Annotated in this window: 10 protein-coding genes; 6 read left to right on the top strand and 4 right to left on the bottom strand. The window is 71.3% G+C overall.

Features of this window, described 5'->3' with window-relative positions:
• Nucleotides 1–139: 139 nt before the first annotated feature.
• Nucleotides 140–1,378: a M14 family zinc carboxypeptidase gene (locus AC067U_RS30405; protein WP_478833026.1), complete on the bottom strand. Its 1,239-nt coding sequence runs from the start codon at nt 1,376–1,378 to the stop codon at nt 140–142.
• Between the two features lie 572 nt (nt 1,379–1,950).
• On the opposite strand from AC067U_RS30405, the gene AC067U_RS30410 reads away from it, so the two are divergent.
• Complete coding sequence (locus AC067U_RS30410; RefSeq protein WP_478833027.1) at nt 1,951–2,364, top strand: hypothetical protein; 414 nt, start codon at nt 1,951–1,953, stop codon at nt 2,362–2,364.
• Nucleotides 2,365–2,434: 70 nt separating this feature from the next.
• Complete coding sequence (locus AC067U_RS30415) at nt 2,435–3,580, top strand: hypothetical protein (RefSeq protein ID WP_478833028.1); 1,146 nt, start codon at nt 2,435–2,437, stop codon at nt 3,578–3,580.
• A 65-nt stretch (nt 3,581–3,645) separates the two neighbouring features.
• Here AC067U_RS30415 and AC067U_RS30420 read toward each other — a convergent pair whose 3' ends face one another.
• Nucleotides 3,646–4,623, bottom strand: a complete 978-nt coding sequence (locus AC067U_RS30420) for an SMP-30/gluconolactonase/LRE family protein (RefSeq protein ID WP_478833029.1) — start codon at nt 4,621–4,623, stop codon at nt 3,646–3,648.
• Between the two features lie 80 nt (nt 4,624–4,703).
• Between AC067U_RS30420 and AC067U_RS30425 the strand changes: the two genes are divergently transcribed.
• The 4 genes from AC067U_RS30425 (at nt 4,704) to AC067U_RS30440 (ending at nt 8,683) form a co-directional block, all read left to right on the top strand.
• The gene (locus tag AC067U_RS30425; RefSeq protein ID WP_478833030.1) at nt 4,704–5,141 is read left to right on the top strand and encodes a MarR family winged helix-turn-helix transcriptional regulator; all 438 of its coding nucleotides are present in this window, start codon (nt 4,704–4,706) and stop codon (nt 5,139–5,141) included.
• Between the two features lie 154 nt (nt 5,142–5,295).
• Nucleotides 5,296–6,540: an alpha/beta hydrolase gene (locus tag AC067U_RS30430; RefSeq protein WP_478833031.1), complete on the top strand. Its 1,245-nt coding sequence runs from the start codon at nt 5,296–5,298 to the stop codon at nt 6,538–6,540.
• Nucleotides 6,541–6,749: 209 nt separating this feature from the next.
• A complete protein-coding gene (locus AC067U_RS30435; RefSeq protein WP_478833032.1) occupies nt 6,750–7,901 on the top strand; it encodes an alpha/beta hydrolase in 1,152 nt (383 codons plus the stop codon).
• Entirely contained in the window at nt 7,898–8,683 is a 786-nt protein-coding gene (locus AC067U_RS30440) for a trypsin-like serine peptidase (RefSeq protein WP_478833033.1), read from the top strand. Before AC067U_RS30435 ends, AC067U_RS30440 begins: the two co-directional genes overlap by 4 nt.
• A gap of 62 nt (nt 8,684–8,745) precedes the next feature.
• Here AC067U_RS30440 and AC067U_RS30445 read toward each other — a convergent pair whose 3' ends face one another.
• Nucleotides 8,746–9,765: an EamA family transporter gene (locus AC067U_RS30445; RefSeq protein ID WP_478833034.1), complete on the bottom strand. Its 1,020-nt coding sequence runs from the start codon at nt 9,763–9,765 to the stop codon at nt 8,746–8,748.
• Nucleotides 9,766–9,854: 89 nt separating this feature from the next.
• Nucleotides 9,855–10,694 (bottom strand): isocitrate lyase/PEP mutase family protein, encoded by an 840-nt coding sequence (locus AC067U_RS30450; protein WP_478833035.1) that lies wholly within the window; start codon nt 10,692–10,694, stop codon nt 9,855–9,857.
• Nucleotides 10,695–10,901 lie beyond the last annotated feature (207 nt).

Raw genomic sequence — 10,901 nt, forward strand, 5'->3', positions numbered from 1 at the left:
GGGACCCTGTGGGAGAGTAGGACGCCGCCGAACAATCATTGCGGGAAGCCCCGCACCGATCCTCCGGGATACGGTGCGGGGCTTTTCTGCGTTCAGGGTTATTCACCTGTCCGGACTCCGCCCGGAGCGCTTCAGCAGGTCATGCCAGGATGCGGGCGGCCAGGTGGAGGACCGCACGGGTCTGGAACGATGCCTGGGCGGTCGGCGGAATCCAGACCGGGGCGTAGGCCGACCGCAGTTCGCGGGACCAGTCGTGCACCAGGGTCGTCAGGGCGGCGGTGGCGCGGGCCCCGGCCGGGCCCGTCGGGTCCAGGGACCGGCGCATCATCGCGGCCGCGCGCAGGGGGATGCGACGGGCCGCGATGCCGAGTGAGGCGCAGTTGCCGGCCGTGTCGGCGAGGCCCGGCAGGCCCTGGTCGGCGAGGTCCTTCCAGGTGTGCACCACGCCCTGGCAGGCGTTGAGCAGTTCCCCGGCGGCGTCCGCGAACGGGCCGGGCCGGCCGTGCAGGCCGCCGAGTGCCCGCTCCACCCGGTCCGCCCGTTCGAGCAGCAGGTCGCTGACCGCCGCGATTCCGTCCCGTGGCGGTGTCTTTGGCGGGCCCGCCTCGCTCACCCCGTACGCCGCCCAGGCCGGTGCCTCGACCACCACCGACACGGTGCCGTGGCGCATGGCGTACGTCCACGTCGGCTCGGCCGAGAAGCCGGCCGGGTCCCGTTCGCTCCCGCCTTGTGACGCCGGCAGCACCAGGACGCCGGGATGCCGGACCTCCCAGTCGATGCCGTCGTACGGTCGGTGCTCGACCGGGATGCCCAGGATTGCGGCGGCCTCCCTGAACTCCTCCGCCGCGCCCGGGACTTCGCGGGTCAGCTGGATGAAGGCGCCGCCGACGTCCACACCGTGCAGCGAGAAGTACGCCGCCGGACGCAGCTCGTCCAGCAGGTCCACCAGGACGCGCGACTCCGGCATGAGCGATCCGCGCGCCCGGCCGGCCGGCAGGAACTCCGGCTGGGCCGTGGACACGGGCCGGAACAGGCCCCGGTAGTAGGTCTCCAGGGAGTCCGGTTGCCGTATCCAGTCCTCGTTCAGGGCCATTCCGTCGGGGTCCAGGCACAGCAGGAAGTGCCAGGTGCATCCTGTGCGTTCCAGCTCGTGCGGCAGGCTCGCCAGGCGCAGTGCGGTGAGTCCGCCGACCGGCTCGTTGGCGTGTGCCCCGGCGACGACGAGGACGTCGCGTCCCTCCCGTCCGACGGACAGCAGCCACACCGGCCGGCCGCCACGCGAGCGCCCGACTTCGCGGAGCCGCGCGACCTCGGGCAGGGCATCAGCCAGGCGGCGCGCCGACGCGATCAGTGCACCGGCCGTCGGGTACAGGTCCACGGGGTGAATTTCGCCGTCCCCCCGGAGCTCAGCTACCGGTCGAGTTGCTGGCGCCAGTGGTTTCCTTCTTGTCCAGGGGGCGTATCTCGATCTTCTTGGGCATCAGGAGTCCTCTCGCCAAAGTCGGTGCCAGGACTGGCAGTTGAATCAATCTGTCAGTCAGGGTGAGCCGGTGGGTCGAGAGTGTCAAGGATGCGTTTCGGAGGGGGAGGGGTGCATGTGAGGTCTGTTTTCGGAATGGCGCGGCCGCGCGTCAAACCTGAGCATCGTGCCTACCGGACGGCGGATGGGCATGTGCGGATCGGAAGCGTCGTGTACGGCATCGGTGCGGAGATCCGCGACCCCGATGGCTGGGTGTGGACCCTCACGCAGCTCCTGGACGGCACCCGAGGCGTGAGAGAGGTCATCGGGGTGGTGCTGGGCGAGCACGCGGAGCTGAGTGAGGACGATCTGCGCGATGCGTTGGACGATCTCCTGGGCGCGGGCTTCCTTGAGGACGCCGGTGCCGCTGTGCCACCGGAACTGGGCGAACGGGACCGAACCCGATACAGCCGCGGGGTCACCCTGCTGAGGTGGATGGACCGCACGCCCCGCCGGTCTGCCTGGACGCGGAGATGCCATGGGTGGAAGGCGGCTACCGCGGTCCGTTGGTGACTGCTGGAGTGCATGTGCCGGGCCACGGGCCCTGCTGGGAGTGCCTGCGCGCGGGTGAGATCGAACGCCGAGACCTGCGTCTCGCCGTGGGAGAGGACGAATCCGTTGCTTCACCCAGGATGGCCTGGAATCCCGCCAATGCTGTGACGGCCGGTCTGTCGGGTGGCCTGCTGGCGTACGCCGCGCTCGCTCTGCTGACGGGTGTACCGGTCCTCGAGCCCGGATGCAGGATCGGCCTGAACCTCATCGTGCCGGAGGAGCCGGTGGTCGAGCGGTTCCCCCGGCGCCCCGAGTGCCCGGCATGTGGCGTCGTGGCGGGGCCGAATGACTGATGGCCGTTTCCCGTCCGTGGTCAGTACGTCGACGGTCCGCCTTCACCGGCTCGGCGTACGACGCGACGGCGTGGAATGGATCGTGGGCCGCATGGCAGCCGGAAGCTGTGTGGCCTTGCCGGACGTCGGCAAGCGGGCTGTGGATCTGCTCGACCGCGGGATGACCCCGGAGCGGGTCCGGGTCACGCTGATCGAGGAGCACGGTGAGGACTTCGACGTGCTGGACTTTGTGGAGGCCTTGATGGGTCTCGGTTTCGTGGCGGAGGTGGACGGCCGACCGCTGCCACCCGCTCCCTTGCCGGAACCCACCTTCGCGTGGATCCGGCCCGCACATGTGCGTTGGACGTTGAGCCCCCTGGTGCCGGTGCTGGTAGCGCAGCTCGTTCTCACTGCCCTCGTGGTGACCGTATGGCATCCCGACGTGTCCCTCGGCTATCAGGAGCTGATATGGACTCGGCACGGAACTCCCGTGCTTGCTTCGGCTGCGGTTGCGGGCTGGGTCCTGCTGTTCTGGCACGAGCTCGCCCATCTCGTGGTCGCCCGGGCTGTGGGGGTGCCGGGCCGGATGCGGTGGGGAACGCGCCTGCAGTTCCTGGTCGTGCAGACGGATGTGAGCGGCATCGAATTGGCTCCGCGCCGTATCCGGATCACGGGATACCTGGCCGGCATCGGTGCTGACCTCACCGTGTTCTCCGTGGCCGTACTGCTCGCTGCGGTGACCGGACCCTCAACGACGCTCCACCGCTTCCTTTTGGCCCTGGCGATGCTGGCCCTGCTGATGCTGCCCTTTCAGCTGCTCGTCTTCCTCCGCACCGACCTCTACTTCGTCCTGGAGGATCTCGCCGGCTGCCGGGACTTGCACAAGGACGGTCGGGCGTTCGTCCTGAACGCCCTTCGGCGACTTCGGCCCGCGTCGAAAGGGGACGGCCCTGTCGGCGCGGGCCGAGCTGCCGGACGGCCTGCCTTGGAGCGGGCAGCCGTCCGTGCGTATGGCGTGGTGCTGGTCCTCGGCACGAGCGGTTGTCTGGGCTTCCTCGCTCTTGTCACTCTTCCCGCGGACACAACGCTGCTGTTCCGGGCTGCACATGCCCTTGGCGGCAGCCACTCTCCCGCGGAGCGGCTTGATGCCGTGGCCGTGCTGGCATGCCTGGGTGGCGGGCACCTTCTGTGGGCGGTGGCATGGCTGAGGGGCCGGAGGGACCGCGGGCCGCGGTGATCGTGCGGGTGGCCAGGCCGCGTTCTCCGGATCACGCCGGGTGGTCCGATCCGAAAGGACGCGGCTCAGAGGCCGCGCACCGCGGCGATCGTGAAGGTGGTCGGGGTGCCCGTCGAGGGGGTCATGGGGCCGCCCTTGTCGAACTGGGAGCGGACGACCAGGGTGCTGCCGTGGCTGCGGGTCAGGGTGGTGGGGATCTGCAGGGACGGGTCGGTCAGGCTGTGGGTGAGGCGGGCGCGGGTGCCGTCGGCGGAAAGCTGCCAGCGGCTCAGGGTGTTGGTGGTGTTGTGGGCCACCCGCAGGGTGCCGCCGGGGGAGAGGTGCAGGCCGTCGGCGGCCTTCATGTCCCCGCCCTGGAGGGCCACCCGGGTGATCGCTCCCGAGCGGAGGTCGATCCGGTACAGCCCGCCGCCGGTCATGTCCACGGTGAGCAGGTAGCGGCCGGCCGGGTCGGAGACGATGCCGTTCAACGTGACGGAGCCGGCCGGGAGGTCCAGGTCGTACGCCGCCCGGAGTTCGCCGGTGCCGCGGGCCAGGTCGGCGGGGGTGACCCGGTAGACGGCGGAGCGGAAGCTGTCCGTCAGCCAGGCCGTGCCGTCCGGCGTGATCGTCAGGTCGTTGATGAAGAAGGGATCGGTGCCCGTCGCTTCGAAGTGGGCGATGCGGGTGCGGGTGGACGGGTCGTAGACCGCCACGCCGGTGGTGGAGTCCGTCACCCAGAGCCGTCCCCGGTCGTCCACCCGCAGTCCGTTGGCGGTGTCCCGGCCGTCGGTGCCGGAGGGCAGGAAGACCTCGGCCGTGCGCTGCCCGGGGCGGGCCCGGTAGACCGTGCCGTCGGCGTAGGAGCCGACGTAGACGTCGCCGGTGCGGGCGTCCGCTGCGATGCCCTCCGGATAGACCTTCGCGCCCGGCAGGGCGAACGCCGTCGATATGTGGGGGCAGGGTGCCGGTGTGGCTGCCGCCGCCGAGGCCGAGGGTGCCGTAGCCAGTGCCGCCAGCAGGGCAGTCGCGATGGCCGCGGTGCGCTTCAGGTGTGCTCGCATGGTAATCAGACCTCTCGTGTCGATGTGAGAGCGAATGTATGTTAGAGCTCTAATGGATGCAAGGGCTTTAGGATTCGGTCATGACCTCCATGCCCGCCGAGCAGCGAGTCGGCTCCCACCTCAAGCGCGCCGAGCAGGCTCTGATGGCGGCGAAGCACGCCGCGCTCAAGCCGGCCGGAGTAACGGTTCCGCAGTACGCCGCGCTGCTCTGCCTCACCGAGAATCCGGGGATCTCCGCCGCGGCGCTGGCCCGGATGTGCGGGGTCACGCCGCCGACGATGAACACCGTGCTGAAGAACCTCCAGGAGCGCGGGCTCATCGAGCGCACCCCGCACGAGTGGCACCGCAACGTGCTGGAGACCCGGCTCACCGACGAGGGCCGGGCCGTGATGGGCGTGGCGGACGAGGCGGCCGTACGGGTCGAGCGGGCGCTCGCCGCCACCTTCACCGAGGAGGAGCGGGAGCTGCTGGTCGCGCTGCTGGGGCGGTGCGCCGACCTGCTCGACGCGCAGCGCTGAGCCCGGGCCCGCGCGCCGTTCATATGGGATTCACATCATCTTTTTGCCGGGTTTTGCAACCCCTCGTGGCATGGCTGCATCAGGACCAATGGGATGACCAGCCGTTTGTCCGGCGCGATGCGCGGGGCAGCCATGACCGTTCGGAGCGAAGCCCGTGCACCAGTACCAGCAGCAGCAGCCGCACCAGCCGCCGCAGCCGTACCCGCCGCAGCGCCAGGCTCCGCAGCACCAGCCTCCGCAGCACCAGCCTCCGCAGTACAGAGCTCCGCAGTACCCTCCGCCGCCGTACGGGCAGCAGCCGCAGCAGCAGCCCCCGTACGACGACGAGCCCCCGCGCCCGCCCAAGCGGTCCCGCGCGAAGGTGTGGACCGGCGCGGCGGTCGTCGTCGCCCTGCTCGCCGGCGCCGGCGCCGGCTGGGCCTACTTCAAGACGGACTGGTTCGACGGCAACGGCGAGACGGTGAGTTACGGCACGCCGCCCGCGGCCCAGGGCGGGAAGACCGGCGGCGGCAACGCCCCGGCCCCCTCCGGCGACCCGGACCTGTCCCTGCCCACCGGCCCTGCCGCGACGTTCAAGCAGAGCAGCAAGCTCGACGACGGCACCCGGATATCCAAGACCCGCCTCAAGGGCGCCAAGTCCGGCTTCGAGGGCGACGTATGGGTGTGGACGCCCAAGGAGTACGAGGACCCGAAGTACGCCAAGAGCGGTTTCCCGGTGCTCATCGCCCTCCCCGGCGGCAACGGCTACCCGAACAACTACTGGTCCGACCGCAGCCTCGGCCTGCAGAAGGCGATCAGCGAGGGCGTGAAGAAGGGCACCAGCCTGCCCTTCGTGGTGGTCATGCCGGTCCTCAACCCGGACGCCAAGTACTACTACGACGGCTCCGACATCCCCGGCCGGGCCAAGATGGGCACCTGGATGGCCGAGGACATCCCGGACTTCGCCAAGGCCAACTTCCGCACCTGGAAGTCCCGCGACGGCTGGGCCTTCATGGGCAACTCCTCCGGCGCCTTCGTCGGCCTCAAGCAGCTCATGCAGCACCCGGACCGCTTCAAGGCGGTGATCGCCAACGGCGGTGATCTCGTCCCCGACTCCCCGCTCTGGAGGGGCCACCAGAAGGAGATGGACGCCAACAACCCGGAGAAGCTGGCCCAGAAGCTGATCGACGACCCCAAGAGCCCCGAGGTGTACGTCAACTTCCAGTACGGCACCAAGGAGGGCGGCCGGGCCCGGCTGGAGCAGTTCCGGCAGAAGTACGGCAAGGGGCCGGTAAAGGTGGACATCCACGAGATCCAGGGCGGCGACCACAACGGCTGGGACTACGTGCGGGGCATGAAGGAGAGCGCCCTGGAGAAGACCAGCAAGGTGATGAAGGCGCCCAAGCCGGAGGCGGGGTGAGCCGTCACCCCACCGGGTGACTCCCCGGCACCGGCTGCCGGACTCCGACGGCACGGGGCGGCGGCACCCCCGGCGCCGTATCCCGGCGGACGTGGCGAGTGCCACGTCCGTTCCCGGCACACGCCCCGCCCCGCAGGCAACCCAGGAGCGGATTTCGGGCTCTCTATCGTGTGTAAGGGGGATCAATCGGTAACCATCGGAGATGTTCCGTGCACCATGACCAGCAGGGCGGCCCGAGCGGTGAGCCCGCCCCGAGCGGTGAGCCCGGCCTGAGCGGTGAGCCCGCGAGCGGTGAGCCCGGCCCGACCGGCCGGACCCGTCCCGCAGGCCGGCCCCGCCGCAAGCGCCTGCTCCTGATCTGCGGGGCCCTCGCGCTCGCCCTCGCCGCCGGGGGCGGCGTCGCGGCGTACCAGTTCGACGTGTTCAGCGACATAGGGGAGCCGATGAGCTTCGGCCGGGGCGAGGGCGATGCCGCGGCCACCGTGGCCGACCCCGGCATCCGCATGCCCACCGGGCCGGCCGCGAAGTTCGTCCGGCAGGCCCGCCTGCCCGACGGCACCGAGATCGGCAAGGCCACCCTCAAGGGCGGCAAGTCCGGCTTCACCGGCGACGTCTGGGTCTGGGTGCCCAAGGAGTACGACGACCCGGCCTACGCGCGCAGCGCCTTCCCGGTGCTGATCTCGCTCCCCGGCGGCCGTGGCTATCCGAACAACTACTGGGGGACCGGCCCCGGCCTCGGACTCCAGCAGGCCGTCACGGACGGCGTGAAGGCCGGCCGCAGCCTGCCGTTCGTCCTCGTCATGCCGGTGATCAACGCCGACACCAAGAACCACTTCGACGGCTCGGACATCCCCGGGCAGCCCAGGATGGGCACCTGGATGGCCGAAGACGTACCGGATTTCGTGCGGGCCAATTTCCGCACCTTCACCTCCCGCGACGGCTGGGCCTTCATGGGCTCCTCCTCGGGTGGCTTCGGCGCGCTCAAGCACGTCCTGAAACACCCCGACCGGTTCAAGGCGGTCATCGCCAGCGGGGTCGACACCGTCCCCGACTCCCCGCTGTGGAAGGGGAACAGGCAGGCGATGGAGGCGAACGACCCGGAGCGGTTGGCCGAGAAGCTGATCGCGGCGGGCGGCCCGGACGTCTACCTCAACTTCCAGATCGGTACCAAGGAGACCGGACGGGACATCGCCGAGAAGTTCATGCGCCGCTTCACCCGGGGACCCGTGCACACTCGCCTGCAGGTGATCCAGGATGGATCGCACAACGGCAAGTCGTACGTACGGGGCATGAGGGAGGGCTCGCTGGAGTGGATCAGCAAGGTACTGCTCGCGCCCACCCCGGACCGCGCGGCGCGATGAGCCCACTCGGCAAGGGCATATCCGCGGTCGTCGCCACCGTGCTGGCGATGGTCACGGTGGCCCTGTTCAAACCCAGCCCCGGGAAGGCCGCCGAGCACCCCTTCCCGACCGTGGGCGTGCTCATGGCCGGTGGGGAGCACTGGTGCACGGCGAGCGTGGTCGACAGCCCGAATGGCAACGTGGTCGCCACCGCCGCGCACTGCGTGGCCCCCGAGGGCAAGGACGGGGAGCCGGGCGAGGTCGCGCACGACGGCCTCGCCATCGGCGAACTGTCCTTCGCTCCCGCCTTCTCCGGGGAGGGATCCGGCCGGCAGCCGCTCGGCCTGTGGCGGGTCAGCTCCGTGCACGTCGACGACCGCTGGTCCAAATGGGGCGAGGACACGGCGGACTACGCCTTCCTGACGGTCGAGCCGGACGAGGACGGCCGCAGCCTGCAGGACGTGGTGGGCCGTGACCGGGCCCCGCGGCCGGACTGGCACTCCGGGTACGAGCGGGAGGTCACGGTGGTCGGATACCCGGAGGAGGACCACAATCCGGAGAACGAGCCGATCTCCTGCACCACCCGCACCGGCCACGACGAGGACGATCCGGACATGCTGTACATCAGCTGCGCGGGCTTCTGGACGGGGACCAGCGGCAGTCCGTGGATCGCCGACCGCGCCCCCGACCGGGCGGGGCGCCTGATCGGGGTGCTCAGCGGCGGGGACACCGACGTGGATTCGACCGCCGCGCTGTTCGACGACCGGGCCGAGGCCCTGTACGAGCGGGCCGCCCGCGGCTGACGCGCCCGCGGTCACCCGGCGCCCGGTCCCGACCCGCCCACGGCGGAGAGGTCCGGCCCGGCTCAGCCCCGCCGCTCGGTCCGTACGATCACGCAGACGGCCGCCACCACGATCGCGCCGCCGACCGCGATCGGCCAGGTGACCGCCTCGTCGAGGACCAGCGCGCCCAGCGCCACGGCGACCACCGGATTGACGTACGCGTAGGTGGCGACCAGCGAGAGCGGCGCGGCATTGAGCAGCCACACGTACGCGGTGAAGCCCATCAGCGAACCGAACACGATCAGTCCGCCGAGGGCCGTCCACGAGGCGGCCGACACGGCGCCGGCGTCGAACTCCTGCAGATCGCCCCGGCAGAGGCCCACCAGCAGGCCCGCGATGCCGCCCGCCAGCATCTCGTACGCGCTGGCCGTGAACGGATGGGAGGGCAGGGGCAGCCGCCCCGAGGCGAACGAGCCCAGCGACCAGGCCAGGGAGGCGCCCAGCACCAGCAGCACGCCCCACAGCCGAACGTCCCCGGTCAGCCCCGGACTGCACAGCACCGCGAGCCCGGCGATGCCGACCAGGACCCCGGCCAGCGTGCTGGGCGCCGGCCGGTCTCCGCTCCAGACCCGCAGCAGCACGACCCACATCGGTACGGCCGCGACCAGGAGCGCGGCGAGGCCGGACGGGATCTCCGTCTCGGCCAGCACGACCAGGCCGTTGCCGCCGAGCACCAGCAGCAGGCCGACCAGGACCGCCGAGCCCAGCTGCCGGCCGCTGACCCTGAGCGCGGCCGGGCCGCTCCGCCAGGCCACCAGTGCGGCCAGCAGCAGGCCGGCGATCACGAACCGGATGCCCGAGGAGACGAAGGGCGGGATCGTCTCGACCGTGATCCGGATGCCGAGGTAGGTGGAGCCCCAGACCACGTAGACGACGGCGAGCGCCGCCCAGACCGCGCCGGTGACCTTGCGGGTGCCCGGGGCGGGGGACCTGCCGGCGGCCTCGTCGGCGGCTGTGCGGGCGGCTGTATCGGCGGCTGTGTCGGCGGCCGTGCCGGCGGGCGGGGCTTCTGGGCTGCTCTCCGCAGCGTTCGATGGGGGCACGTCCGGATCCTATGGTCGTTGGCGGATGCATGTATCTGAATTTCCACCCCCGGAACGCACGCCCGTTCGGTTCCCGCCCCCGCCTCCGCTCAGTTGCCTCCCTCGAGCAGGGCGTTGAGCTCCCCGTACGGCAGGGAGTCGGCGAGCGCCCCGTAGGTGCCGTTCGCCAGCAGTTCCCCGGCCGCCCGCTTCACCAGGGCATGGGCCGCCTCGGCGACCCACGATCCGAGGCTGACCCGGGACACGCCCAGGGCGCCCAGTTCGGCGACGGCCGGGGCGCCCGGTCCTGCCAGGACGTTCAGCGGGGCGGGGATGCCCCCGGCGAGTTCGGCCACCGTCGCCGGGTCGTGCACCCCGGGGACGAAGACGCCGCTGGCCCCCGCCTCCAGGTAGCGGGCCGCCCGGGCCAGGGTCTCGTCCAGGCGGGCGGCGTCGTTCGCGCCGTACCCGCGGAGGTAGGTGTCGATGCGGGCGTTGACGTACAGCGGGACGCCGGCCGAGTCGGCGGCCGCCCGCGCCGCCGCCAGCCGCTCGGCGTGCTCGGCGGGGGAGCGGTGTCGGTCCTCGATGTTGATCCCGACGGCACCGGCGTCCAGCACTCCCGCGACGGTCTCGCCGACGGCGGCGGCGTCGGCGCCGAAGCCGCCTTCGATGTCGGCGGTGACCGGCACGGAAACGGCGTCCACCACCCGGCGGATCAGGTCCAGCGCGCGGTCCCGGGCGAGCGCGTCCCCGTCGGGCGCGCCGAGGGACCAGGCCACCCCGGCGCTCGTGGTGGCGATGGCGGGCGCCCCGGCGGCCTGGACGATCCGGGCCGTGGCCACGTCCCAGGCGTTGGCGAGGGCGAGCGGGGAGGCGGGGGTGTGCAGTGCGGCGAAGGCGCGGGCCCTGGCGGTGAGTTCGGAGGCGGAGGATGCGTGAGTGGCCATGGGGCCATTCGATCAGGGAAACCCGCGCAGGTCCGGCGGATTTCCGACATCGACGCCGCACGGCAGGGCCGTATACCCGCACCCCTTGAGGACCCACTCGGACGCCAGGGTGGGCGGTGCTCCCGCCCGCCGTCCGGTGCCGTGTTCCCGTCGTATGGCGTGCGCACGAAAAATGCACAACTCCGTCCGGTTTCCGGAGACTTCGGA

This window comes from Streptomyces sp. NPDC043853 (genome assembly GCF_056436025.1).

What these genes read in the sequence shown, in the direction of transcription:
- AC067U_RS30420 (WP_478833029.1), bottom strand. Translation starts at nt 4,623, where the DNA reads ATGCGAGCACACCTGAAGCGCACCGCGGCCATCGCGACTGCCCTGCTG.
- AC067U_RS30425 (WP_478833030.1), top strand. Translation starts at nt 4,704, where the DNA reads ATGACCTCCATGCCCGCCGAGCAGCGAGTCGGCTCCCACCTCAAGCGC.
- AC067U_RS30440 (WP_478833033.1), top strand. Translation starts at nt 7,898, where the DNA reads ATGAGCCCACTCGGCAAGGGCATATCCGCGGTCGTCGCCACCGTGCTG.
- AC067U_RS30450 (WP_478833035.1), bottom strand. Translation starts at nt 10,694, where the DNA reads ATGGCCACTCACGCATCCTCCGCCTCCGAACTCACCGCCAGGGCCCGC.